This window comes from Phytobacter sp. RSE-02, from assembly GCF_040578655.1.
GTDB classification, from domain to species: domain Bacteria; phylum Pseudomonadota; class Gammaproteobacteria; order Enterobacterales; family Enterobacteriaceae; genus Phytobacter; species Phytobacter diazotrophicus.
Genome location: NZ_JBEULY010000001.1, coordinates 567,292 through 593,581 on the forward strand (window position 1 = coordinate 567,292; position 26,290 = coordinate 593,581).

Consider the following 26,290-nt stretch of genomic DNA (forward strand, 5'->3'; position numbering starts at 1 on the left):
CAGGATGAAAAAAATAGTCTTACTGACCACGTTGCTGGTACCCGGTATGGCATCGGCGGCCTGTGAATACATTATTTACCCCTATAAATCCGGGACGAGCGGCGCACAGGGTACGCATCGCCTGAGCGGAGAAAATGACGGTATTGGCAACAACTGGCGTAGCGGCGGTGGCAATGACGGCTGGAATGGACTCTTACCTGGGCTGAGCAAATCGGTGGATTTGACCAGCAATGACAGTTTTCAGCCCACAGGCACGGTGCTGACTTCGGCGGGTGGCATTCCGTTTACTACCTACGCACATAAGGGGGGAGGTTACGATCCGGAGCAGGTATTTTTTCGTTGTACTCCGGATACCGCCGGGCAACTTTTTGAAGCGTGGTCAACGAACGGCGATGATATCCACGCAGGCTGGTATGAGAGTAGCGATGTGCCGGGTGCCTATTTAACCAAAATCAAAAATGTGGCGTTGCGGATCACTCATGAAGCCAGTGGCCGCTATTTCACGGACACCTGGCAGCAGCGCCCGCTGGAAAATCTGGACACGGACAATAATGGTAACTTCCTGGTTAAGGCCAAAAATTTTTCATCAATTAGCGTGGAGTTGATCAAAACCGCCGACACCCGCTATTACGCAGTGACTGCACCCTATAACTATAACGCCTTTGTGAACCCAAACGCTTATGTGGTCTTTCGCGGGCCGGGGACCACCTCCTGGGGGATTAACATTGGTCAGGCGCATCGTAACGGCAACTGGGCCGGGTGGGCGAGCGACTGGCCTTCAGTGATCAGTCTGTACAGCAATAATATCACCGTGAAGCGTTCAGCTATGTGTCAGGTTACCCACTTTACGCCGAGTGTGGTTCTACCGCCCGTTACCGCAGCAGCGCTCAATCGCGGTGAGTATGCTTCTGCGCCATTTCAACTGGCGTTTGCCTGTGAATCGACGGTGGTATCAGGCGTGACGGCCAATAAAGGTCAGGTTGCGCTGGGGTTTTTGCCTCCGAACAGCAGTATCGCAACGGCGCAAGGCTTCGGTTTGACCAGTGGCAGCGCCGTGACATGGCTACTCGACGAACATTATGGCGCGGTCGGGCGAGCGCAGGGGGTAGGCGTTCGAATTTATCGTGCCGGACAGCCACTGAATTTTCTCACCAGCAGCGTTGCGGGGACGGGTACTGCAGGGGGATGGACACCTGTACTGGCGGGAAGTCAGCAATTGACGGAAACAAAGGACGGTATCAACTATTATGATGAATCATTTGAAGCGCGGCTGGCGCGCTTTGGCAGCGATACGGCAACCGCAGGCAGTTATCAGTCACGTGCGCAAATATTACTGCGTATTCAGTAGTCTGCTTTTACTGGCAGGCCCGACGCTGGCGGCGGTGAATGTGAGTACCACCCGCGTGGTGTTTGAAAGCGGCGTGCAGCAAAAAACCGTAAAGCTGGTAAATGACGGCGACTATCCGGTACTGGTGCAGAGCTGGATTGATGACGGCAATCCGTTATCTACTCCCGACAATGCCGCTCATGCTTTTATGGTACTGCCACCCGTCCTGAAACTTTTACCCGGTGAGCAGCGGGAATTGCGTCTGATGGGGACAGGAGACGGTTTGCCTGCTGACCGCGAATCGCTGTTCTGGCTTAATGTGTATCAAATTCCCCCGGAAACGAAAACGGCGCACACGGGCGAGAAAGTTCGTCTTTCATTAAGGACACAACTTAAAGTGCTATGGCGGCCGAAGGGAGTAGGCAACCCTGATGAAAAATCGATTAATCTTCTGTCTTTTTTCTATGAGAGTGGCGTAATTTACGTAAAAAATAATTCTAAATGGAATATGACACTAACAGATTTGGTTATGGAAGATTATTCCTTGGGTGGAATAGTTGTTTCGCCCAGGGGGCGTCAGGCTATTTTTAGAATAAACACTCCAGCATTGCGAAATAATAAGATAAACTTCGCGACCCTGAATGATGAAGGTAATAAATGGGGGGCTAGTGCCACGATTGAATAACGAGGATTTACTTTCCGTTACGTTATTTTACATTGGATGATAAATAAAGGGTAAGGATGACGAATATCTATTTACTGCATGGCTCCGTTGCTTTCTGGCCGGATAAGAATTTGCTAATTTCAACCATCGATGAAAGCCGATGTTTATCACTGAGTAATCCCGCAACACGTTGTTTACTTATATTAATTCAGCATCAAGGCAACGTCGTTGAGCGCGATTATTTTTTTCAGCACGTCTGGGAAAATAATGGCGCACAGGTGACCAACAATGCATTTTATCAAAATATCTCTTTGTTACGTCGTGCCTTTAAAGAATTTGGCCTTAATGAAGAGTCGATAGTGACCGTGCCGAAGGTGGGCATCAAACTGGAGAACACCCTCAAAATTGAGGTGCGGCAACAGCGTGAAGAGAAAAGCATGCCAGAGCCTCAGTTACGCGCGCCCGCCAGAAGTCGGGCAGTACGAAGAGTAGGGATGACGCTGGCCATTTTTTTCGCGTGCCTGTCGGTGGGCCTCATAACCTGGCGCAGTGAGTTTGAGCCACGGTTCACAACCTATATCTTAGTAAACGCAAAAACAGGTTGCCATTATTACGCGAATCCGGATGTATTGAATTTTGATAAACACCAGCAGATTATTCAAAAACAAGCATTTGATTGCCAGAACTACCCGTGGACATATATCACTCTGTATGCCAATTTTTCGCGTATTTCTGTTATTGCCTGCCGCGAACAGTACGGTTTCTGGCGGGAAAATGCCTGCACTGCACGTTACATTTTTATAGAGGATCGGCATGTCTCTTCATAAAAACCGCATCTTTTTGTTGCTGCTTTTTTTCGCTATTGTTTCAACGGTGTTGATAATTAAAAGTGTGCAGATATGGCAGCGTAGTCATTTCGATTGTACAGGAGATTTATCAGTGGAATATCCCTCGCTAAGCGGGAATATCTCCGTGCGTTATATATTTAATGGCGATAAGGGGGTCGCAATTTTGCGCGGGGAAATAACCCCTGTGCAGGGTAGAGCGATTGCGGTGAATCACAACGTTTGGTTCTCGTTTACGCGAAATGCCCAGGATTATTTTCTGCAATCAGAGAGGATATCCGTCAGTACCGGCGACACAACCATCTATCCAGAGCTGATCCAGACGCTGCCGGATTTCTACCTGCATACGGGCGTACCGTTTTATCTGAATATCATCCGCACTGACGGCAACCACTGGCTCTTTTTTACCAGTCGATCGCCGTCAATCTACTGTAAGGCTTAACGAAGTAGCGGGCAGTCAGGCGGCAGGCGGCATTTCAGCGCGCCGGGCAGAATGTTAATACTGAAATGCTGTCCGGTTAGTGGCTCGCCGTCCAGGTTAAAGGTGATATCGTGCGGCGCGCTCACCTCAAACCAGGCGGATTTACCGTCAATGATATGTGGATTATCTTCCGGCTGGGTCAGGGTGGTGAACAGGGCGGGCAGGATCTCATCACCGGTAAAAATACGCAGTTGCAACAGGCCGTCGTTAATGAGCGCTCCAGGGCATAGCTGTTGCCCGCCACCTGCCTGGCGTCCGTTACCGATGCCGATGACCAGCGCGTCGCCCTGCCAGTGGAACTCTTCACCCTTGATTTCGCAGCGGTCCGGCTTAAGCGTATCCATACGCATCAGGCCATGAATGATGTAGGAGACACCGCCCAGCGCGGCTTTTAGTTTCTCGGGCGTTTCGGTGGTAATACGGGTACCAAACCCGCCGGTGGCCATATTGATAAAGCAGGTTTTGCCGTTCACTTCGGCAATGTCGATGGGCACCGCTTTACCCACGATAGCAAGCTGTAGTGCTTTATCCAGTGCCTCCGGGATATCGGCGCTGGTGGCAAAATCATTTGCGGTGCCTAAAGGCAAAATCCCCAACACAGGTGGGTTGTCGCTATCACTGTGCACCAGCGCGCTGGCAACCTCATTAATGGTGCCATCGCCACCGCCTGCAATCACGGTTTCGACACCGAGCTTGATGGCTTCTGCCACATAGCGCTCTGCATCGCCTTTTTCCCAGGTGACGCGCACCTGAATGTCCATCCCTTCGTTGCGCAGGAGGGTAATGGCCTCGCGCAACATGTCGTCGCCCGCACTTTTACCGTTGAGGATCAATAAACTGCCTGGAAAATTGCTCATCCTTTTCGCTCTTCGAAAATACCATGAGCAAAGTGTATCTCACGACCGGAAAGCGCGCCTGGAAGGAAGGTAAAAGGGGAGATAAAAAAATCAGCCTGCGTAAGGGAGATTACGCAGGCTAAGGAGGTGGTTCCTGGTACAGCTAGCATTTATGGGTTATGTTTTTCAGCGATGAGGATAATACCCATAATGACCGCAACGGTATGTGATCCGATTCTAAGATTCTTGTCGAGTGAAAAAATAACCCCGGTTAATTACTTAGCGTGCGGATTACGCGTGGTCTGTCCAGTAAAATTACGCATCAACAGGGCATACTCCAGCATCACATCCTGGGGAACCGGCATCCAGACGGTATAACCGTCTCCCGGTGCAACCTCCATTGCCTCACCTTTGGCGTTTTCCATATGTTCCAGCGTGAAGTTAACGTTGCCCTGCGGCGTCATCAGCTCAAGGCTGTCGCCGACGATAAATTTGTTTTTTACCGCCACGGCCGCCAGCTCGCCTTTACGCTCACCGGTAAACTCGCCGACAAACTGCTGACGCTCAGAGACGGAGTAGCCATACTCGTAGTTCTGGTAATCGTCATGAGTGTGGCGACGCAGGAAGCCTTCGGTATAGCCGCGGTGTGCCAGCCCTTCAAGGGTTTCTAACAGACTGGTGTCAAACGGTTTGCCTGCGGCGGCATCGTCAATGGCCTTACGGTAGACCTGCGCTGTGCGGGCACAATAGTAGAAGGATTTGGTGCGGCCTTCGATTTTCAGCGAGTGCACGCCCATTTGTGTCAGACGCTCAACGTGGGCGATCGCGCGCAAGTCTTTGGAGTTCATGATGTAGGTGCCGTGCTCATCTTCGAACGCGGTCATGTACTCGCCCGGACGCTGGGCCTCTTCAATCATAAATACCTTATCCGTTGGCGCGCCGATACCCAGCGTTGGCTCAACGTTTTGCACGGCAATCGGCTCGTATTTGTGCACGATATTGCCGACGTCATCTTCTTTACCTTCCTGGACGTTATATTCCCAGCGACAGGCGTTGGTGCAGGTTCCCTGGTTCGGGTCGCGCTTGTTGATATAGCCAGAGAGCAGGCAGCGGCCGGAATAGGCCATACACAGCGCGCCGTGGACGAAAATTTCAATTTCCATGTCCGGCACCTGGGCACGGATTTCCGCGATTTCATCAAGCGACAGTTCGCGAGAGAGGATCACGCGGGTCAGCCCCATCTGTTTCCAGAACTTCACCGTCGCCCAGTTTACAGCGTTAGCCTGTACGGACAGGTGAATATCCATCTCCGGGAAGTTTTCGCGCACCAGCATAATCAAACCCGGATCGGACATAATCAGCGCATCCGGCCCCATATCCACCACGGGTTTTAAATCGCGAATAAACGTTTTCAGCTTGGCGTTGTGCGGCGCGATATTCACCACGACGTAGAATTTTTTGCCGAGGTCATGGGCCTCGTTAATGCCTTTTTGCAAATTCTCGTGGTTGAATTCGTTATTGCGCACGCGCAGTGAATAACGTGGCTGGCCCGCATAAACGGCGTCCGCGCCATAAGCGAAAGCGTAACGCATATTTTTCAGCGTTCCCGCCGGGGAAAGGAGTTCCGGTTTAAACATGATGTTCTCGTTCTGATGACAGGTCAGATTCGCCTCACCAGGTGAGGCGGCTGGGGAGATCCCATAAATTTAGGGCGGGAATTGTAGCGCTGGCGGGAAAGGGAGTAAACCCACACAGTATGTAAGCGGGGCATTATACCAGGTAGTGTTGTAGCGAGCGGCGTATTTCGGGCGCCTGCGTCAGCAAACAGGTCAGGATTTCCTGCTGACCAGACGTGGGGTTTATCCCCGCCTGATTGTATTTCCCTTTCCAGCTCGCCAGTTCTTCTGCCTGCTGTGACGGCGACAGTAAAGGGAAATGGCGTAGCAGCACGATGAGCCAGTCCCATTTGTTTATCTGGTGTACCAACCTCCAGTACAACAGGGTGTGCTTCTCCGAGGGCGTATGCGTCAGCAGTGCCTCAAGCTCGCTTCGTGAAAAGGAAAGCGGGTGGTGCGCCAGTGATTTCATTGCCGCCATAGCAAAAGACAGGCTCGGGTCGGCTAAGGCGGCCAGGATGCGGGGTTTCGCCTCTTCACCTTCAAGCGTCAACAAGATATGCAGCGCCGCCTGGCGGATACCGTTTTCAGGCTGCGAATAGCCCCACAGCGCCAGTGAATGCAATGCGGGATCGCGTGCCTCTTTCAGACCATAAAGCGCGGAACGGCGCTGAGTTATCGAACAGGCCGGCGAGGTGACCACGTCGCGCCAATACGCGGTAGCATCAACGGTTTCAGATAGCATGTGACGGGCACGCTGGCGGATCAGGCCGTTCTTATCCAGCAATAACTCCCTGTGCAATGGTTCAGGCAGCGCTTGCCCATGCTCATCAAGATAAAAGAGGGTGTCGCGACGGATACGCGGCCAGGGATCGCGCAGCAGGCGTGTCATCAGTGACTCAGACAGTTTCGGCGCGCGTGCCAGCCAGTAGGTAACCGCAATGCCCCGCAAATAGGTATCACCGGTATCCAGTACAAAGGCCAGCGCGGCTTCATCGTGCAACTGCTCCTGCTCGATAAGCGTATGCAACACGGCATGGCGCAGTTCACGATCAGGGGAATAGAGCGCCTGCCTTAAGTCGGCTATATGGTCCTGCGAGGCCAGAAAGTGGCTAATCAACTCCACTAAAGGCGCGTGGTTGTAGCGTCTGCAGGTCAGCAACTGTCTGACCTGCGCAAGATGGGCAATAAAGGCGGGTGCATTTTCCGCCGTCATCAGCGCCATCACTTCCTGAGTCGCGAGGCGGTGAATCGGCTTAACCCAGTCATTAGCGCAAATCAGAAGTTCCCGCAGGGCGGCGATGTCGCCTTTTAAAGAGAGCGCCATTACGGCTTTTTCACGCAAGAAACCGTTGTGGTGATGGGTGAGCTGGCAAAGACTCTCGACACTGCGGATATCGCCATTTTTTAGCAAATAGTTGCCATTACGCGGCTCGTTGAGCAGCATTCTAATTTCTTGATAAATTTGTGTTTCTTCATCAAGAGGTGGTTCAGTGAATGAGGAGAACCAGCGCTTTAGAAAAGATTTATCGCTCATGATCGTCAGCATGCTTCCTGCATGAAAGAGTCGGTTGCAGATATGCGCCACCGATGCCGGGATGTGATACACAATCCACGGCGTCGATGAATGAAATGCCATCAGGGAGCGGATGAAGATCATGCCAGTCGGCAGGCATCAGCTTCCCAACGATAACCCACGCCATAGACGGCGCGGATGAAGGATTGTTCTTCATCCAGCGACTCCAGTTTACGGCGCAGGTTCTTGATATGGCTGTCAATCGTGCGGTCAGTCACTACGCGGTAATCGTCATAGAGGTTATTGAGCAACTGTTCGCGCGAGAATACCTTCCCCGGTTCGCTGGAGAGGGTTTTCAGCAGACGAAATTCCGCTGGCGTTAAATCCAGCAGCTTGCTGCGCCAACTTGCCTGGAAACGGCCTTCATCAACGATAAGCGGGCTTTCTGCGTCCAGCGCCTGTATTTCACGCTGCGGCTTACAGCGACGGAGGATCGTTTTCACTCTCGCCACCACTTCGCGCGGGCTGTAGGGTTTACAAATATAGTCGTCAGCACCGATCTCCAGTCCCAGCAGGCGGTCAATCTCTTCGATTTTTGCCGTCACCATAATGATGGGAATATTGGAGAAACGACGGATTTCACGGCACAGTGTCAGCCCGTCGGTGCCGGGGAGCATCAGATCAAGCAGGATCAGGTCCGGCGGCGTCTGGCGCACATACGACAGTACCTGATCGCCATGGTTAATCAGCGATGGCGCGTAACTGGCCGCACGCAGATAATCAATCAGCAACTGACCCAGCTTTGGCTCGTCTTCCACGATCAAAATGCGTGGGGTGTTTTCATCAATAGGTAACTCAGTCATACGTTTCTCGCTATGTCCCGTTCCAGGGGGAATTCAACTTTAATGCTAACCCCACCAAAAGGCGAATGCGCGGCGCGGACCTTGCCGCCGTGGGCTTCGACAATATTCAGGCAGATTGCCAGACCTAAGCCGGAGCCGCCGCTGGCGCGGTTACGCGAACCTTCGGTGCGATAAAAGCGCTCAAATAATCTGCCTAACTGCAGATCGCTGACTCCGGGCGCGCTATCGGCAAAATCGAGGGTAAGCATACTGCCCTCCGACATTGCGGAGATGTGCATGCCGCCGCCGCTATCGGTGTAGCGCAGACTGTTTTCCAGCAGATTATTGAACAGTTGCATCAGACGATCCGGGTCGCCAAAAACCACGGCGTGCTCCGGTAGCGTCATGTCGATAGTTAGATTGCGGCTGGCGTAACGTTCACGAAACGCTCCGGCTGCCACCTCCAGTAATGAAATGACATCCACCGGCCTTTTCTGGTAAGCCAGCGCGCCTTCATCTGACATGGACAACTGATGCAAATCGTCCACCAGCTTGGTTAAGGTGGCGACTTCCGCCTGTAAAGATGTCACCGACTCCGGTGTAAATTGCCGTACCCCATCCTGAATGGCCTCCAGTTCGCCGCGCAGTACCGCCAGTGGTGTACGCAACTCGTGGGAGATATCCGCCATAAAATCACGGCGCATCTGCTGATTTTTCTCCAGCGTACTGGCGAGCTGATTAAAGTCCTGCGCCAGCTTGCCCAACTCATCCTGACTGCCAGGGTTAACGCGGGTAGAGAAATCCCCGGCGGCCAGCTTATGCGTACCGTCAACCAACCGTTTGACCGGCGCGAGCAGGCCGCGGGCCAGTGGAAAAGTGGCCAGCGCGGCCAGCAGAGTCGAGAGTGCGACAATCATCCAGCTTGTGCGCCGCTGCTGACGGTCAAAGTTAATATCGGTATTGCGCGTCAGGCGCTCCACCGGCGAGGCGATTACCCAGCCGACAGGCTGACCATTAACCGTAATGGCTCGCCGTGTCCCGTCTGGCGGTACCGGGCTACGTGGTCCAACAAGCACTTCCGCTGATGCGTCAGTCACCCAAAATTGTGTCCGCCAGCCGTGTGGAGGCATACCATTGCCGGGTTCAGGCGGAGGGCCTGGCGGCGGCTCATGCTCATGATTATCACCATGTTCCGGCCCAGGCCCCCCAGGGCCCCCTTCACGCTCATTGTCACGCTCGAATGAACGCAGGATCTGGAAGATAAAGCGGTCGTTGTTGCGTAAAAAGCCCCAGTCTCCATGCTGGGCGTATTGCTCACTCAGGGCATCGCTGAGCAACTGCAGACGCTGTTCGTTGCCGCGTTTAATGTAGTCGATAAAACCCCGTTCGAAGCTGATGCGCACGGCCCAGTGCATACTGATAAGCAGCACGATACAGGTGGCGAAAATGGCCAGAAAGAGCTTAGCGGTGATACCGGGTCGCCAGATTTTCATGATTGACTCCTGTTGCGCCGGGAAATGACCACGTTCTGACTGACATCATTCGGGACTCGGGCAAAGATAAAGGCGGGCAGGGCGATAATGAACGCCATGCACAAGTAGGTATAAAGAAAGACGTGATGGGCAACGCCGCTGTCGGCGGACAGATTGTGCTGGCCGAACAGCCCCAGTAACAGCCCGGCGACGGTGACGCCGATACTCATCGAAAGCTGCATGATCATCGATAACAGGCTGTTGCCGCCGCTTGCCAGTTCATCGGGCAGGTCTTTCAGTGTCAGGGTGTTCATGGATGAAAAACGCATGGAGTTGATCATGCCCTGAGCGAACAGTACAAAGGGCAGCAGAGCGTACCAGCCCATCAGCGCCGTTCCCATAAACAGCAGACTGACGGCCGCCAGACCCAGCGTTGAACACACCAGCGCGCGACGGTAGCCAAAGCGGTTGACTAACTGAACGACAATCCGTTTCATTCCCATACTGCCGATGACCATCGGTATCATCATTAGCCCGGCATGAAACGGCGAAAAACCCAGACCAATCTGCAAAAAGACCGGCGTCATAAAGGGCAGCATGCCGCTGCCTATACGCCCGGCGAAACTGCCGCACAGGCCAAGGGAGAATGACGGCGTACGAAACAGGCGCAGATTAAACAGCGCTCCCGCATTGCCTTTGGCATGCAGCAGATAGATAACAATCGCCAGCACGCCGCCCGCCACCAGAAGGCCGAGTAGCAGCGGTGAAATTCCGAGCCCCTTTTGCCCGTCGAGGGCCAGCGTCAGCGTTGCCATCCCCGACGCCAACAGCAAAAAGCCAAAGAGATCAAAACGACGGGTTTGTAAGGTGTAGTTGGGCATTAACCACAGGGTGGCGATCGCCCCTACCACGCCAACGGGCAGGTTAATCAGGAAGATCCAGTGCCAGGAGGCATATTCCACCAGAATGCCACCTAACGCCGGGCCGAGCAGTGGCCCTACCTGACCGGGCAGGGTAACGAAGGTCATTGCCGCCATGTATTGATCGCGCGGGACAATTTTCATCACCGTCAGCCTGCCGACGGGCACCATCATCGCGCCGCCAACGCCCTGTAATATACGGGCCATCACCAGTTCATTAAGCGTGTTGGCCTGTGCGCAAAACAGCGAACCCAGGGTAAAGAGAACGATGGCGGTAAAGAAGATATTACGCACCCCGACGCGATCTGCCAGCCAGCCACTGGCAGGCAGCATGATGGCAACGGTCAGCACGTAGGAGACCACCACCATATGCATATGCAGCGGGCTTTCTCCCAGACTTCGCGCCATGGAGGGCAGGGCGGTGTTGACAATCGTGGTGTCCAGCGACTGCATAAAGAAGCCAAACGCCACAATCCACAATTGCCAACGCACATTTTTGGGTAGTTCTGTCACTCTGTTACAGGCTCTCTGCGTTTACGGGCAAATCGGCGTTGCAGGCGGTCAAAGAACAGGTACACCACCGGAGTGGTGTACAGTGTCAGCAATTGACTCATTACCAGACCGCCAACAATGGTTATCCCCAGCGGCTGGCGCAGTTCGGAACCGTCGCCACCCGAAATCACCAGCGGAAGCGCGCCAAACAGCGCCGCCAGTGTGGTCATCATTATGGGTCTGAAACGCAGCAGACAGGCCTGGAAAATCGCCTCTTCCGCGTTCAGATTTCCCTTCCGTTGGGCTTCAAGCGCAAAATCCACCATCATGATGGCATTCTTTTTCACTATACCAATCAATAGCATAATGCCTATTAACGCAATCAGACTGAATGGCGCGCCAAACAGCTCCAGCGCCAGTAGCGCCCCGACACCTGCTGAGGGCAGGGTCGAGAGGATCGTCAACGGATGTACGTAACTCTCATAGAGAATACCCAGCACGATATAGACCGTCGCGATCGCGGCGATAATCAGGATCACCTGCGAATTCATAGTTTGCTGAAAGACTTGCGCAGTTCCGGCGAAACTGCCGCGCACCGTCGAAGGCACCCCCAGTTGGGTCATGGCGCGGTCAATTGCGTCACTCGCTTCGGATAGCGACATCCCAGTGGGCAGGTTGAACGAAATCGTGGACGCCGCCGATAGCCCCTGATGGTTGACCGACAGTGGGGCGTTCGCCGGTTGCCAGCGGGCAAAATAGGAGAGCGGAATAGGTTTTCCTTCGCTATTAATGACAAACATCTTATCCAGCGCGCTAATGTCCTGGGTATAGCGTCGATCGACTTCCATCACCACTTTGTACTGGTTAAGCGGCTGGTAGATGGTGGAAATTTGCCGCTGGCCGAAGGCGTTGTTCAGCAGGCTGTTGGCCTCTTGTACGTTGATCCCCAGGCGCGACATGCTTTCGCGATCATAAGTCAGGTTCATCTCCGCGCCGTTATCCTGTTGGTCGGAGTTCACGTCCGCCAGCTCCGGCAGCGAGGCGAGCGCTTTGCGGATTTTCGGCTCCCACTCACGCAGAGCGCTAAGATCGTCGGAGAGCAGCGTGTACTGATAACTGGCATTGGATTGTCGTCCACCCACGCGGATATCCTGAACCGCCACCAAAAACAGACTGGCCCCCGGCTCTTTGGCGAGCTTTCCTCGCAGACGGTCGATAACCTGTTGGGCAGTTTCATTGCGTACACTGCTTGCCTTAAGGGTAATAAACATCATGCCGCTGTTGACCCGCGAGCCGCCGGTAAAGCCCGTCACGTTATCCACGGCGGGATCGTCGCGGATGATTTTCATAAAGTCCTGCAACTTAATGCGCATCGCCTGGAACGAAATACTCTGATCCGCCTGAATACCGCCCATCAGGATGCCGGTGTCCTGCTCCGGGAAGAAGGTTTTTGGAATGCTGATATACATCCAGATATTCAGCGCGATGGTGCCAATCAGAACCAGCCCCACCAGCCGCGCGTGGTTCAACACCCATTTGAGTGATTTTGCATAGGCACGCTGTAGACCGAGAAGCAGGCGACCAATGCCCTTGTTGCGCGTGGCGGTCGGGGATTTGCGGCTACGCAGCAACCAACCGCACATCATCGGCGTCAGAGTGAGCGAGATAGCCAGTGAAATGCCGATGGCCACCGAAAGGGTGACGGCAAACTCCCGCAGCAGGCGCCCCGGCAGCCCTTCCATCAGCAAGAGCGGCAAGAACACCGCGACCAGCGAGATACTCATCGAGAGCACCGTAAAGCCGACTTCCCGCGTTCCCTGCAGTGCCGCCTGCAACGGTTTCATGCCCGCTTCCAGGTGACGGGAAATATTCTCCAGAACCACGATGGCGTCATCGACCACGAAACCGGTGGCGATGGTCAGTGCCATCAGCGAGAGGTTATTAAGGCTAAAACCGCACAGGTACATGGCGGCGAAAGTACCGATCAGCGACACCGGGACTGCCACTGCGGGGATCAGCGTCGCCCGTCCGGAACGCAGAAACAGGAAGACCACCAGGATAACCAGCGCGACCGAGATCACCAGCGACTGCTCCACTTCCGCGAGGGAGGCACGGATAGTCGGCGAGCGGTCCTGGGCAATCTGCAGGTCAATCGCCGCCGGAATGGTCTTTTGCAATTCCGGCAGGCGAGCGCGGATGCTGTCCACCGTCTGAATGATGTTGGCTTCCGGCAGTTTGCGGATCATCAGCAAAATGGCGGGTTTAGCGTTGGTCATCCCGGCGTTACGGATATCCTGAACCGAGTCGGTCACCGACGCGACATCACTCAGACGGACGGCTGCGCCATTTTTGTAATGGATGATCAGCGGCTGGTAAGCGGCGGCGGTTTTCAGCGCGTCATTGGTCTGCACCTGCCAGCGGTGGGTTGCGTCTTCAATCGCCCCTTGGGGGCGACGAACGTTGGCCTGGGTTATGGCGGTACGCACCGCATCCAGCGAGACACCCTGGTTAAACAGCGCCTGCGGGTTTAAGCCAACGCGCACGGCGGGCAGCGAACTACCACCGATATCGACATCTCCGACGCCGTCGATCTGCGAGATGGTTTGCGCCAGTTGCGTAGAGGCGAAATCATATAGCTCACCCTGCGAATAGGTATCAGAGGTGAGCGTCAGGATCATAATCGGTGCGGCAGACGGGTTGGCTTTGCGATAGGTCGGACGGCTCGGCATGCCGCTCGGCAACAGGTTTTGCGCCGCGTTCAGCGCTGCCTGGACATCACGCGCCGCGCCGTTGATATCGCGGTTAAAGTTAAACTCCAGAATGATACGCGTGCTGCCAAGCGAACTGGACGAAGTCATTTCGTTGACCCCGGCGATACGCCCGAGCGAACGCTCCAGCGGGGTCGCAACCGACGAGGCCATGGTTTCCGGCGAGGCTCCCGGCAGGGAGGCGCTGACCATGATGACCGGGAAATCCACCTGCGGCAGCGGGGCCACCGGCAACAGCCGGAAACCCAGAACCCCGCAGAGCGTAATGGCAACGGAGATCAGTATCGTCGCCACCGGGCGGTAAATGAAGAGGGCGAAAAACTTCATTTACGCCTCCTCTTCACGGCGCGGGAAGCGGCGACGCAGAGAGAGCGCGAGTCGGTCAAAGAGCAGATAGATAACCGGGGTGGTGAACAGCGTCAGCACCTGGCTCACCATCAAACCGCCCACCATGCCAATCCCCAACGGACGGCGCAGTTCCGCCCCAACACCGGTACTCAGCATCAGCGGCAAGGCGCCCAGCAACGCTGCCAGGGTGGTCATCAGGATCGGACGAAAACGCAACAGACAAGCCTGGAAGATGGCATCGCGTGGCGACATCCCCTCTTCACGTTCGGCGGCGAGGGCGAAGTCAATCATCATGATGGCGTTTTTCTTGACGATACCAATCAGCAAAATGATGCCGATGATGGCGATAACGTCCAGCTCGCTCCCGGCAATCATCAGCGCCAGCAGAGCGCCGACCCCTGCGGTTGGCAGGGTAGACAAAATGGTGACCGGGTGAATAAAGCTCTCATACAACACGCCCAGCACGATATACATCGCCACCACGGCGGCAACTACCAGCCAGACGGTGCTGCCGAGCGCGGCCTGGAACGCCAGAGTACTGCCCTGGAACTGGGTGGTGATGTCGGTCGGCAGGTTGAGCGTCTTCTCACTATCGATAATTGATTGCACTGCTTCGCCCAGGGAGTGACCTTCCGCCACGTTAAAGGAGATGGTGGTGGAGGGGAACTGATCCAGGTGGTTAATCGACAGCGGTGCGAAACGCTGCTCTATTTTGGCTATCGAGCTCAGTGGCACGGTACCGCCGCTGCTACTGGCAAGGCGGATATTATCCAGCGCCGCCAGCCCCGGCGTTTGCGCGGTGTTGTGTTCCAGCACCACGCGATACTGATTCGCCTGGGTATAGATCGTGGAAATAAGACGCTGACCGAAGGCGTTGTACAGGGCATTGTCCACATCGGACATGCTGATACCAAGGCGGCTGGCGCTGTCGCGATCCACATTGACATACGCCACCAGCCCCTGATCCTGCCAGTCACTGCTGACATCAGCGAGCTGTGGCAAAGCCTGCAATTTGTCCATCAACTGTGGCACCCATTCGCTCAGGGCCGTCAGGGAGTTTGCCTGCAGGGTAAACTGATATTGCGTGCGGCTGACCGTGGTATCGATGGTCAAATCCTGCGTTGGTTGCAGATAGAGCGCTGCGCCGGGGATTTTCGCCACCGACTGCTGTAAACGTTCAATCACCACCGGCACGCGATCATCACGTTCGCTGAGCGGTTTAAGGTTGATCTGTAGACGCGCGCTGTTGAGCGCCGGATTGGTGCCGTCCACACCGACAAAGGTGGTCAGGCTTTGCACTGCCGGATCCTTGAGCACGATATCCGAGACCTCGCGCTGGCGCTTCGCCATGCTGGCAAACGACGCCGACTGCGGTGCCTGTAACGTCCCCTGGATGATGCCGTTATCCTGCACCGGGAAGAAACCTTTCGGGATCACTATCCATAGCAAAACGGACAGTAGCAGGGTTGTTATAGCGACACTCAGCGTCAGCCACGGATGGTTGAGCACTTTGGCGAGCAGCCGACCGTAAGCGGCAATCACCCGTTCGAAAAAACGCTCCGACGCGCGGGAAAAACGGTTCTGTTTACGCAACGATTCCGCGCTCAACATGCGTGCGCACATCATCGGTGTCAGGGTTAACGAGACAATGGCCGAGATTAAAATCGCCACCGCCAGGGTAACGGCAAATTCGCGGAACAGTCGCCCGACGATATCGCCCATAAACAGCAGTGGGATCAGTACGGCAATCAGCGAGAAGGTCAGCGAGATGATGGTAAAGCCGATCTCGCCAGCCCCTTTAAGAGCGGCAGCCAGCGGCTTCTCGCCTTTTTCGATATAGCGCGAGATGTTCTCAATGACCACGATGGCGTCATCCACCACAAAACCGGTGGCGATGGTGAGCGCCATCAGCGTCAGGTTATTGATGGAGAAATCCAGGAATACCATGACCGCGAAGGTGCCTATCAGCGAGAGCGGCACGGCGACGCCCGGAATGATCGTGGCCGGGACATTACGCAGGAACAGATAGATGATCATGACCACCAGCGCGATAGCCAGCATCAGTTCGTACTGGGTATCGGAGACCGAGGCACGGATATTGGTGGTGCGGTCTGACAGTACTTTCACCTCAACCGATTTCGGCAGGCTGCTGGTCAGTTGCGGCAGCATGGCGCGGATACTGTCGGCGGTGTTGATGATGTTTGCGCCCGGCTGGCGCTGAACGTTCATGACAATCGCCTGCTGTTTGTTGGCCCACGCCCCAAGCCAGCTATTTTCCGCCCCCTGTTCAACGGTTGCGATATCGCCTAAGCGGATGGGGGCGCCATTCTGATACGTCACAATCAGTCGCCGGTACTCCTCGGCGGATTGCATCTGGTCATTCGCGGACAGGGTGACGGCGCGGGCCGGGCCGTCGAGGCTCCCTTTAGCGGAATTCACGTTCGCATTGCTGATCGCGGTGCGGACCGTTTCGCTGGTCAACCCAAGGGCCGCCACCGCCTGCGCATTGAGTTTGACACGCACGGCAGGGCGCTGCCCCCCGGCAAGCGTGACCAGGCCGACGCCTGAGACCTGCGAGATTTTCTGCGCCACGCGGGTTTCCACCATATCTTCAACCTGCGTCATCGGCATGGCGGAGGAGGTGACGGCCAGGGTCATGATCGGCGGATCCGCAGGGTTTACCTTGCTGTACACCGGTGGGTTTGGCAGGTCAGAGGGCAGCAGGCTGTTGGCGGCGTTCATTGCCGCCTGCACTTCCTGCTCGGCGACATCAAGCGGCAGCGTTAACTGGAACTGTAGCGTAATCACCGATGCGCCGCCGGAGCTTTGCGATGACATCTGCTTGAGGCCCGACATCTGACCAAACTGACGTTCCAGCGGGGCGGTAATCGCGGAGGTGACCACATCCGGGCTCGCACCGGGGTAGAGCGTCACAACCTGAATGGTGGGGTAGTCCACTTCCGGCAACGCGGAGACAGGCAGGAAGCGGTAGCCGATGATCCCGGCGAGCAAAATCGCCACCATTAAAAGGGTGGTGGCGACAGGGCGCATAATGAACAGGCGCGACGGGCCGCCGGTTCTGCCTGGCGGAAGCAACTGCATCAGGACTGCGCTCCTTTCGACGGACGTTCGCGTTTGGCGGGCATCTGATCAGCACTTTTGGCGTCGACCACTTCCACTGTCGCCCCTTCGGTCAGGCGATCGATCCCGTCCGTCACCACGCGATCACCGGCGGAAAGCCCGGCGGCGATCACCACTTTTTGACTGTCCTGAATACCCGGCGTCACCGTGTGTTTGCTGACCTGGTTTTTATCGTTGAGCACCCAGACGAAATTCCCTTCGTTACCCATCTGCAGGGCGGCAGTCGGGATGACAACCGCGTTCTCCTGGGTAGAGACGAGCATGCGCGCATTCACAAACTGGTTCGGGAAGAGGGTGTCATCCTGGTTATCAAAGCGGGCTTTCAGCTTGATAGTCCCTGTGGTGGCATCAATCTGGTTATCGAGGCTTAATAGCGTGCCGGTGGTAAGTTTCTGTTTGTTCGTACGGTCCCAGGCTTCGACACGTAGCGTTTGCCCGGCTTTTTGCGCCTTGATAACGGTGGCGATGTCGTTTTCCGGCAGGGTGAACACCAGATCAATGGGGTGCGTCTGGGTCAACACCACAATGCCGGTGGTATCGCTGCTGGAGATCTGGTTGCCGATATCCACCTGTTTGAGGCCGACGCGTCCGTCGATAGGGGCGACAATGCGGCTCCAGTCGAGCTGGAGTTGGGCGCTGGCGACAGACGCTTCATCGGCTTTGATGGTGCCCTGGGTTTCGCTGACTAACGCCTGCTGGGTATCCAGATCCTGACGAGAGACCAGATTGGTTTTAACCAGTTGTTGATAGCGGGCGAGATCGCGCTGGGCGTTGGCAAGGGTGGCTTTATCTTTGGCTAACTGACCCTGCGCCTGTGCCAGTGCGACTTTAAATGCGCTCGGGTCGATTTCCGCGAGGAGGTCGCCAGCTTTCACCTGCTGGCCTTCTTGAAAATGAATGGCCTGCAACTGCCCGGACACGCGGCTGCGGACTGTCACCGTGTTGGCGGCCGTTACCGTCCCAAGACCCGTAAGATATTGCGGTACTGCTTGTTGTGTTGCCGTTGCTGCCTGTACCGGCGGCAGCGCGCCGCCACGCATACCATGACGGCCACCGCCCGCTCCCGGACGCTGCGTCTGCCCGTTTGTTGCCCCTGCCGCAGGCGTTGTTTCCTTGTGGCTGAACCCATACCAAATAGCGGCAATGCCTGCAATGACCACCACTGCTGCTATCACCAGGCGGGAAGACTTTCTGCCTTTCATCTTTATTCGTATCTCATCCAGAAACATTGCCTGAAATAATACTAGTTTAGTGAGAGCAGGCGTCAGAAAAATGGAGAGAATATGAAGTACTGTCTGGAAACGTCTTCCTGAGAGTTTAATTTGCGTTAGGGCGTTTTTCCGATGAAAAAAACGGGGAAATAGTGCACCTGGCGTACATGTCGCCAGGTCGCCGATTATTGATAAGTGATGGTATATTCGAGTCTGCCGTTGGCGACACCGCCTTGTACCTTATTTTTGGTCTGAATGTAGCGGGCATAGAGCGGGATAGCGATCGTAGAAGAACCATCCTGTGGTAGCGGATAGATGATGGGGTTGTTGAGATCCACTTTGCCGCTTGTACTACGTGTGGTGGAAAGCTGAATGCCAACCCCTGTCGCTTTTTGTGGATGTTCGTCAATTTTCATAATGCCATTTGCCGCGTCTTCGATTCCGCTCAGAACCTTAAGCATCAACTCCGCTCTGTTTGGCGCAATAGAGTAGGTGGTGCTGGCCCCATTAAAAGTGGCGCCGCTGTCGCCTGCGCTGCTATTACCGTAAAACTGTGTACAGTTAATCAGAACAATGCTGGCGTCTTTCCATTCTGTTCCCGTACCGACCCCGGCAAAATTGCCTTTATAGTGCTTGCCCATTTGCACCGTCATATGTTGGCTTGCAAGTGAGATATCACAGGTAGGAACAGAAATATGGATATTCCCGGCGATCGTGAACTGATAGATATTGAGCAGGTTTCCCTCTTGTCCAAAGTTATAGCTGACGGTCGGCAGATTGTTTCCGGTGATGACGCCCGCGGCGATATTGTCGGCGATTTTAACCAAAGAAAATGAGGATATGGCATTCCAGCCATAACGATATCTGCATAAGTCCGTATTGCTACAATCCGTATTGTTCTGCGTTGAGGGAAAGTCCTGGCCGGATGCCGAAAATTTTATCCCAATTCCTGGAACACCCGTTTCGTAAATTTTACTGCTCAAAGTCGAGGCGGGTTTCGGGGTTGCCAGATAATCATAATCAAACAAAAATTGTCCACTGGTATCACACTTAATCATTAATTCCCTGATGTTTTGCAGGTTAATATTTTGCTGATAAATAGTTTGCCCGTTTTGAATGCCGGGGGGTACCGAGAGCGCCAGCGAGACGGGAACGGTGAATTTCTGCGTTCCGGACATCGTGCCGACGCCATAAAAATAACACGCCGCTATTGTATTTGAAGAAAAAAGAAACAGACTGACCACCATCATAAAAAAACACGGCCGTATTATCATTTCTTCTCCTTAAACGATGATATTTATGGTGATTAAATTCAGACATAACAGGCATGGTACTATTTTAAATATGAATATATGACCGGGTGAAATATGCACACGAATGGAAAGCTTATGGGATTATGCGCTACTATGGGGTCTCGGATAGATATTGTATCGGCAGAAAACGTGCCTTTGGTTGTAACAATCTCAGGAGCAGGTTGCAATCCGGAAAATGCGACAATGTGATATACTGTGTGAAAAGAGCAATAAAAACAATGCGGGACGTTTTTTTGCAATTTTATTTGTAGTGCCGGTAGCGATTCATGTACCCCTTTGGCGTGTGTTATTTCCCCACCTGTGCGGTTTTTATGAAAAAAAAGACCAGATTAGCCTCTTTAGAAAATAATTATTGGCGAGGGATGGGAAGAGAATGAAAAAAGATGAAATAAGGTGAAGGCAATAATTGTTTTTATGGAAATAATAAACAATTTTGGGGGATTGAAACGTAATATATCACCAATGGGAAAAGTTATTTAAATTCCGACACGGCGCGGGAAAATACGGGATACCGCGCCAGCATAATACTTATCTGCGTTACGCAAAAAGTTATGCTGCTGGCAGCGGTGCTACAACCCTTAACGAAATACCACCTGTGCCCAACGGGCCAGACCGGCAGTTACCGAGCCAAAATCATCGCCACCGGCAATCGGGATCCCCGGCAGCGCCTGTGACAGTGCGCGTTTGATAATCGGTGAGCGCGCGCTGCCCCCGGTGAGATAAATCACCTCCGGCGTCGTGTCGCTGTTGTCCAGCGCCAGTTGCACCTGCTCCAGAATACGCTGCAATGGTTGATTCAGAGCGGCTTCCAGTCCCGCCTGATCAATAGCGGTCGCCAGTTCGTTGCTGATAAACGGCAACTGCGCCAGGGTTTGCACCTGCCCGGAGAGGGCGATTTTGCTCTCTTCGGCACTGCGCACCAGGCGGTAACTTAAGCGCTGCTTCCACACCTTTTGCAGCAGGGCGACTTTGTCCGCCTCGCGGGCGTCGCGTACCAGGTCGTTGAGCAGGCGTCCGTTTGCCGCGCTGTAGAAATCGGTTTGCGCCGGAACGTCGTTAATTGCGACAGCGTTCCACCAGGGCAGGATCGGCAACGCGATGCCTTTTTCTGTCTGGCCGCCCATGCCAAGCAGCGGCATCAGGTTTTTAAACGCCAGCGCGATGTCCAGGTCGTTACCGCCGACACGGCAGCCACTATGCCCCAGCAGGCTGGTCTCACGATCCTGACGATTGTGCCACTGTGGCCCCATCAGCAATAACGAACAGTCGGTTGTCCCGCCGCCGATATCCACCACCAGCACGCGCTTTTCTTCGCGCAAAGTGGCTTCAAAATCCAGCCCGGCAGCCACCGGTTCGTACTGGAACACGACATCGCGAAAACCGGCGCGTTTTGCCGCACGTTCAAGGATGCCCTGAGCCTGCGCGTTGGCGTCATCACCCCCCAGCCCCTGGAAGTTAATCGGCCGGCCAATCACCGCCTGGTCAATCGTCTGCGGAAGCTGTGATTCTGCCTGCTGGCGAATGTGCAGCATCATGGCGCAGACCAAATCTTCAAACAGTGCGATTTGCTGCGGTTTTAGCCCGCTTGCGCCGAGGAACGATTTCGGTGATTTAACGAAGTAAACCTCTTGCGGATCTTCCACATAGTGACGCAGCGAGTTCAGGCCGAACTGGACGCTTGACGCCTGGACGTCGATATCTTCTTCGCGGTTATAGCTCACGGCACGGCGCAGCAGCGCCTGCGTTTCGCTCCCCGTTGCCGGGACATTGTGGTGACGATAGAGCCACTCACTCACCGCTTCGCGCGTGGGCGCGCAGAGCATCGACGGCAGCAGGGTGCTGTCGTTTTCCATTTTTAAGAGTTGTGGAGTGTCTTCCTGCATAACGGCGACCGAGCAGTTGGCGGTGCCGTAATCAAAACCTACAAACACGTGTTTATCCCCATGCCAGTGAAGAAGGGGGGCGACTTTAGCCGAATGCGCGCGGCAGGACAACTGGAATATCAAAGCAAAGCGCAAAATCATGAATGCGTATATGCTCTTAGCCACTAATGACAGGAGATGGTATGTACACACTGCGCTGGCAGCCGCCCTATGACTGGGCATGGATACTGGAATTTTTACGCTTGCGTACGGTTTCTGGCGTCGAAGTGATTACTCAGACGACGTACACCCGCTCGTTCGCTCTTGGCGAGCATCGCGGCGTGATAAGCGCCGAGCCGGATGAGGCCACTTCAACCCTTAAAGTTACGCTGAGCGATGGCCTGTTGCCGGTGGCAGATGTCTGTTTGCAGCGGCTGAGTCAGCTTTTTGATCTCGACTGTACGCCACAGATCATTACCGATGCGCTCGGGGATGTGGGGGCCGCGCGGCCAGGCCTGCGCCTTCCTGGCTGCATTGACCCGTTTGAACAGGCCGTCCGCGCAATTCTGGGCCAACTGGTGAGCGTGGCGATGGCGGCAAAGCTGACTTCCCGCGTGGCCGCCCTCTACGGCGACAGGCTGAATGAACACTTCGTTCTGTTCCCGCAACCCGCGCAACTGGCGCAGGCGGATCCGCTGGCGCTCAAAGCACTAGGCATGCCGGTAAAGCGCGCGGAATCGCTGATCTTTCTCGCGCAATCGGTGCTGGACGGGACGTTTCCCCTGACGATGCCGGATGACGTAGAACGCGGGATGAAAACGCTACAAACCTTTCCGGGAATTGGCCGCTGGACGGCGAACTATTTCGCCCTGCGCGGCTGGCAGGCAAAAGATGTTTTCCTGGCGGATGATTATCTGATTAAGCAGCGTTTTGCCGGAATGACGCCCGCACAGATTCGCCGCTATGCCGAGCGCTGGCAGCCGTGGCGTTCTTACGCGTTGCTGCACATCTGGTATACCGAGGGCTGGCAGCCACATCTCACCGTTAGTTAATGGCGAAGTAGCTGGTGTTGAGCATCATATCCAGCGGCTGAGGCTGTGAAATGGTGTCGCCGAAGATCAAATCAATGCCAATACCGGAAAGCGTATCCATCATCAGCGGCTGGTTTGTTGGCCCGGCAATGCTCTTCAGGCCCAGACGCTGGGCATGGCCCTGAACAATCGTGACCATCATTTCATCCATCAGGTTGCCATGAACATTTGTCACCAGCTCCTGGTCGAGCAAAAGGTAATCGGCGGTGTGCGGCGTAAGATGGTTGAAAATTTCCAGGTCCTGGCCAATGTGGCTCAGGATGATACGGCAGCCCGCATGGCGCAGCTTTTTCAGGTTATCGATAATCTCTTTGCCCTGACGCATAAGGGCGTCGGCGTTGATCATCAGATGCAGAAGGCGACCCGGCATCGGTCCATGTTCGAGCAGGTCCAGTATTTCATCTACCAGTTTGCTGTTGGAAAGCCCGGCAGCCGAGAGCGGTAAAGCGACACCCAGCCCTTTCGCTGCAACGGCGGTGGCGTGGTTACGGAAAAACTCATGGAATACGCGGCGGTCAAGGGCGCGGATCAGCTCCGGCTCATTTAACCCTGCGCGGAAGGCTCGCTCTTCCATGACTTCGCCTTCGCTGGTCCACAGGCGCAGAGAGAGCAACCAGAAGTTGCAGGTTTCCGGTACGCGTGGTGAGGCGACGCTGCGGGCAATCATCATCAGGTGATTGTCTTTGATCATCCGCCATTGTTCCTCCAGCGACATCATGCTGCGTTCCTGGAGCATCTGACCTTGCAGCGCTTCATAGACGGTCACCAGTCCGCGGCCATTATTTTTCGACGCATAGCAGGCAATGTCGGCCTGCGACATGACTTCCGAGGCCTGATGGTTGGTTTCATCAATAATGGTGATCCCCGCGCTGGCGCCTATACGGTGCATACGTCCTTCCCACATGAAGTGGTAGTCGTTAATCGACTGAATAATGCGCCCGGAAATATACCGCGCGCTTTCGACGTTGCAGTCCGGCAACAGCAGGCCAAACTCATCGCCACCCAGACGGGCCAGAATATCGGTGGAGCGCAGCATGCTCAGCATCAGTGAAGAGAGCTCACGCAACAGGGCGTCGCCAGCGGCATGCCCGGCGGTATCGTTCACTGCTTTAAAGCGATCGAGATCGATAAATACCAGCGCATGACGCTGATGTAACTCCTGCACGCTTTTCAACAGGCGCTTAAGATGCGTTTCGAAATTAACGCGGTTCGCCAGATGGGTCAGGGCGTCGTGAGAGGCGCTGTAGCTGAGCTGGCGTAACATCTTACGCGACTCGGTGACGTCCTGAATAACCAGGACGAAGCCGATATTTTGCCCGTCCAGGGTGCTCAGTGGCGTCACGCTGTAATGGATATCGTAAGTGCCCCCGGTACGGCAGTGAAGCACCACATCCTGTTCGATAGCAGAGCGCGACATATCGCCGCTATGGATGTTTTCCATCGACGGGCCGGTTTCACCAAAGGTGATTCGCAGCACGTTCAGCAACGGCTGCGACATCGCCTGCTCCTGCGACCAACCGCTCATTTTTTCGGCGACCGGGTTCATAAACGTGACGTTCATATCGACGTCAGTACAGAGCACGGCTTCACCGATGGAGTCCAGGGTAATATGCAGACGCTCTTTTTCCTGGAATAGCGCTTCGTTGAGTTGCTTCACCTCGGTCATGTCCATATTGACGCCGAGCAGACGTTCCACTTCGCCATTGCGGTTTAGCACCCGGTTGGCGAGAGTGCGGATATGGCGAATACCGTCTTTTACGGCAATACGAAACTCCAGTTTAAAGGCGATCCGCGACATCAAAGAGTCGCGGATAATGCGTTCGGTCTCTTCCCGGTCCTCAGGCAAAATACGTTCATACCAAAGCTGCCAGGTCGGTTTAATGTGCGACGGCACTTCATACAGTTCGAACATACGCTTGTCCCAACTGATGATATCCGGCTCCAGCTCCCACTCCCAGATACCTATCCCCCCGGCTTCGTTCGCCAGGGTGATACGTTCCATCAACCGTTTATTGACCCACTCAGTCTGTTTCAGATCGTTTATGTCTTCGACCTGGGCGATGAAATAACGCGGAGAGCCGTCCGCGTGACGCACCACCGACACCGCCAGCAGCGCCCAGACCAAATCGCCGCTGCGGGTGTAGTAGCGCTTTTCCAGCGAGTAGGTATTAATTTCACCGCGAACTAACAGATCCAACTGCTCCAGGTCTTTATTCAGGTCTTCCGGCCAGGTGAGTTGCTGAAATGTCATCAGTCGCAATTCTTCCTGGGTGTAGCCCAGAAAATTGCACAGGGCTTTGTTGGCCTGTAGCCACTGCCCCTGGAGGCCGACCAGCGCCATGCCGATGGCGGAGTATTCCATCGCATTACGGAAGCGCTCTTCGCTTTCACTTATATGTTTGCGTTCGGCCCGGAAGGCATACATCACCATTGTCATGACGTTAGCGGGCAGAAGAATCATTAAAAACGGCAGCCAGGGCGCGTTCAGCACTGCGCCGGATTTGGGTGGGAGAATGCCCACCAGCGGATGAGTTGCCATAATCAGCGACACCATCATCACGGTAATCAGGTAGATAAGAAACGCTTCCATACGCGGCAGGCGGATGGCGCTCCACATCAACAGCACGATCACGGCAGTAAACGGCCAGGGTAGCCAGGTCATTGCCAGCCAGCTCAGGCCGAGCGTAACGGCCAGGGTTGCCAGCGTTTCAAGAAGCAACTGCGGCTTGCGGTGGCGCAGCAGGTAGTGCGGTTTAAAGAGAACACCAATCGGCACCAGCGCCAGAGCGCCAATGGCCTCTGAGAGCACCCAGAGCATGAAAGTGCGCACGAGGTTGTCAGTGGGCACCAACAGACAAACTAAAATCCCCCCCAGCAGGGGAGGGATGAGCGCGCTACCGATAGCCAGCCGTATCCAGTCGCTTAGATTCTGTAGCGGGTTATACCAGGGCAGAAATTTGCGTAGTAGCATGGCCCCGGTCACCGCTTCGATAACGTTGATGACCGTATACCAGAGATTGACTGAACTTACCGAAAATAGCTGAATGGTGGCCGCCACACTGCCCAACGAACAGACGACGGCGATGCCCGGCCACATTTTTCCGGCGTGGCGATAAAACGCCACCATCATCAGGGCTGTGGGAAACCACAGCGGTGAGAGGTGAGTGCCGAAGCGGGTCAGTTGCAGCGAGAATAACGAAAAGATGAACGACAATAACCCCAAACTGAACAGACGCAGTATAAGGTTAGGGGTGGCCATCAAGACTCGCTGATTTTGTTTCATCATTACCGCTTAATCCGCAAACCCTATGTTGTCAGGAACGGCGTCCGGACGAGTTAAATATGAGTTCGGATTATGCTAGTACAAACAATTTACAATTCCTATGCCGTCTGCTCAGAATTTGACATCATAATGTTATTAATTACTTAGTTTCGGGAAAAAAGCCGACAAGCGCTGTTAATTTGAACGTTCTGATTTGCGAAAAGTCGCATTTTGCAAAATAAGCAGCGCGCTTTTTTCCCGAACGGCGTACAGGACGTATTCG

General features: G+C 54.7%; 17 protein-coding genes. 5 read left to right on the forward strand and 12 right to left on the reverse strand.

Annotated elements, in window-relative coordinates:
* Window positions 1-4 precede the first annotated feature (4 nt).
* The 4 genes from ABU190_RS02510 to ABU190_RS02525 are packed head-to-tail and all read left to right on the forward strand — an operon-like array spanning window position 5 to window position 3,278.
* Window positions 5-1,348, forward strand: a complete 1,344-nt coding sequence (locus tag ABU190_RS02510) for a fimbrial protein (protein WP_354690286.1) — start codon at window positions 5-7, stop codon at window positions 1,346-1,348.
* Window positions 1,320-2,012, forward strand: coding sequence for a fimbria/pilus periplasmic chaperone (locus tag ABU190_RS02515; RefSeq protein WP_354690287.1), 693 nt, complete (start codon window positions 1,320-1,322; stop codon window positions 2,010-2,012). Before ABU190_RS02510 ends, ABU190_RS02515 begins: the two co-directional genes overlap by 29 nt.
* 56 nt (window positions 2,013-2,068) lie before the next feature.
* On the forward strand, window positions 2,069-2,818 hold the full coding sequence (locus ABU190_RS02520) for a winged helix-turn-helix domain-containing protein (RefSeq protein WP_354690288.1): 750 nt from the start codon (window positions 2,069-2,071) through the stop codon (window positions 2,816-2,818).
* Complete coding sequence (locus ABU190_RS02525; RefSeq protein ID WP_354690289.1) at window positions 2,805-3,278, forward strand: hypothetical protein; 474 nt, start codon at window positions 2,805-2,807, stop codon at window positions 3,276-3,278. The genes ABU190_RS02520 and ABU190_RS02525 overlap by 14 nt, the downstream gene beginning before the upstream one ends.
* On the opposite strand, the gene yegS is transcribed toward ABU190_RS02525, so the two are convergent.
* The 11 genes from yegS to yegD form a co-directional block, all read right to left on the reverse strand.
* A complete protein-coding gene (yegS, locus tag ABU190_RS02530) occupies window positions 3,275-4,174 on the reverse strand; it encodes a lipid kinase YegS (RefSeq protein WP_354690290.1) in 900 nt (299 codons plus the stop codon). The genes ABU190_RS02525 and yegS overlap by 4 nt on opposite strands.
* Window positions 4,175-4,428: 254 nt before the next feature.
* Window positions 4,429-5,790: a tRNA 5-hydroxyuridine modification protein YegQ gene (gene yegQ, locus ABU190_RS02535; RefSeq protein WP_079496308.1), complete on the reverse strand. Its 1,362-nt coding sequence runs from the start codon at window positions 5,788-5,790 to the stop codon at window positions 4,429-4,431.
* Between the two features lie 133 nt (window positions 5,791-5,923).
* A complete protein-coding gene (locus ABU190_RS02540; protein ID WP_354690291.1) occupies window positions 5,924-7,429 on the reverse strand; it encodes a HEAT repeat domain-containing protein in 1,506 nt (501 codons plus the stop codon).
* Window positions 7,426-8,148: a two-component system response regulator BaeR gene (gene baeR / locus ABU190_RS02545; protein ID WP_071195733.1), complete on the reverse strand. Its 723-nt coding sequence runs from the start codon at window positions 8,146-8,148 to the stop codon at window positions 7,426-7,428. Before baeR ends, ABU190_RS02540 begins: the two co-directional genes overlap by 4 nt.
* Window positions 8,145-9,620 carry a two-component system sensor histidine kinase BaeS gene (gene baeS / locus ABU190_RS02550; RefSeq protein WP_354690292.1) on the reverse strand — a complete coding sequence of 492 codons (1,476 nt, stop codon included), beginning with the start codon at window positions 9,618-9,620 and terminating at the stop codon, window positions 8,145-8,147. Before baeS ends, baeR begins: the two co-directional genes overlap by 4 nt.
* A complete protein-coding gene (locus tag ABU190_RS02555) occupies window positions 9,617-11,032 on the reverse strand; it encodes an MFS transporter (RefSeq protein WP_041851987.1) in 1,416 nt (471 codons plus the stop codon). Before ABU190_RS02555 ends, baeS begins: the two co-directional genes overlap by 4 nt.
* On the reverse strand, window positions 11,029-14,106 hold the full coding sequence (mdtC, locus tag ABU190_RS02560) for a multidrug efflux RND transporter permease subunit MdtC (RefSeq protein WP_354690293.1): 3,078 nt from the start codon (window positions 14,104-14,106) through the stop codon (window positions 11,029-11,031). The genes ABU190_RS02555 and mdtC overlap by 4 nt, the downstream gene beginning before the upstream one ends.
* Complete coding sequence (locus tag ABU190_RS02565) at window positions 14,107-17,229, reverse strand: MdtB/MuxB family multidrug efflux RND transporter permease subunit (RefSeq protein WP_354690294.1); 3,123 nt, start codon at window positions 17,227-17,229, stop codon at window positions 14,107-14,109.
* Window positions 17,229-18,470 carry an MdtA/MuxA family multidrug efflux RND transporter periplasmic adaptor subunit gene (locus ABU190_RS02570; protein WP_354690295.1) on the reverse strand — a complete coding sequence of 414 codons (1,242 nt, stop codon included), beginning with the start codon at window positions 18,468-18,470 and terminating at the stop codon, window positions 17,229-17,231. Before ABU190_RS02570 ends, ABU190_RS02565 begins: the two co-directional genes overlap by 1 nt.
* A gap of 194 nt (window positions 18,471-18,664) precedes the next feature.
* The gene (locus tag ABU190_RS02575) at window positions 18,665-19,729 is read right to left on the reverse strand and encodes a fimbrial protein (protein ID WP_354690296.1); all 1,065 of its coding nucleotides are present in this window, start codon (window positions 19,727-19,729) and stop codon (window positions 18,665-18,667) included.
* A 641-nt stretch (window positions 19,730-20,370) separates the two neighbouring features.
* Window positions 20,371-21,723, reverse strand: coding sequence for a molecular chaperone (gene yegD / locus ABU190_RS02580; protein ID WP_354690297.1), 1,353 nt, complete (start codon window positions 21,721-21,723; stop codon window positions 20,371-20,373).
* 134 nt (window positions 21,724-21,857) lie between these two features.
* On the opposite strand from yegD, the gene alkA reads away from it, so the two are divergent.
* Window positions 21,858-22,706, forward strand: coding sequence for a DNA-3-methyladenine glycosylase 2 (alkA, locus tag ABU190_RS02585; RefSeq protein WP_354690298.1), 849 nt, complete (start codon window positions 21,858-21,860; stop codon window positions 22,704-22,706).
* Here alkA and ABU190_RS02590 read toward each other — a convergent pair.
* Entirely contained in the window at window positions 22,699-26,031 is a 3,333-nt protein-coding gene (locus ABU190_RS02590) for a diguanylate cyclase (protein ID WP_354690299.1), read from the reverse strand. The two genes, alkA and ABU190_RS02590, sit on opposite strands and share 8 nt — an antisense overlap.
* Window positions 26,032-26,290 lie beyond the last annotated feature (259 nt).

Bases quoted from the DNA above. Each gene is read 5' to 3' on its own strand.
- mdtC (WP_354690293.1), bottom strand. From the start codon at position 14,106: ATGAAGTTTTTCGCCCTCTTCATTTACCGCCCGGTGGCGACGATACTG.
- yegQ (WP_079496308.1), bottom strand. From the start codon at position 5,790: ATGTTTAAACCGGAACTCCTTTCCCCGGCGGGAACGCTGAAAAATATG.
- ABU190_RS02510 (WP_354690286.1), top strand. From the start codon at position 5: ATGAAAAAAATAGTCTTACTGACCACGTTGCTGGTACCCGGTATGGCA.
- yegS (WP_354690290.1), bottom strand. From the start codon at position 4,174: ATGAGCAATTTTCCAGGCAGTTTATTGATCCTCAACGGTAAAAGTGCG.
- ABU190_RS02525 (WP_354690289.1), top strand. From the start codon at position 2,805: ATGTCTCTTCATAAAAACCGCATCTTTTTGTTGCTGCTTTTTTTCGCT.
- ABU190_RS02565 (WP_354690294.1), bottom strand. From the start codon at position 17,229: ATGCAGTTGCTTCCGCCAGGCAGAACCGGCGGCCCGTCGCGCCTGTTC.
- ABU190_RS02575 (WP_354690296.1), bottom strand. From the start codon at position 19,729: ATGATGGTGGTCAGTCTGTTTCTTTTTTCTTCAAATACAATAGCGGCG.
- baeR (WP_071195733.1), bottom strand. From the start codon at position 8,148: ATGACTGAGTTACCTATTGATGAAAACACCCCACGCATTTTGATCGTG.
- baeS (WP_354690292.1), bottom strand. From the start codon at position 9,620: ATGAAAATCTGGCGACCCGGTATCACCGCTAAGCTCTTTCTGGCCATT.
- ABU190_RS02590 (WP_354690299.1), bottom strand. From the start codon at position 26,031: ATGATGAAACAAAATCAGCGAGTCTTGATGGCCACCCCTAACCTTATA.
- alkA (WP_354690298.1), top strand. From the start codon at position 21,858: ATGTACACACTGCGCTGGCAGCCGCCCTATGACTGGGCATGGATACTG.
- ABU190_RS02570 (WP_354690295.1), bottom strand. From the start codon at position 18,470: ATGAAAGGCAGAAAGTCTTCCCGCCTGGTGATAGCAGCAGTGGTGGTC.
- ABU190_RS02520 (WP_354690288.1), top strand. From the start codon at position 2,069: ATGACGAATATCTATTTACTGCATGGCTCCGTTGCTTTCTGGCCGGAT.
- ABU190_RS02540 (WP_354690291.1), bottom strand. From the start codon at position 7,429: ATGATCTTCATCCGCTCCCTGATGGCATTTCATTCATCGACGCCGTGG.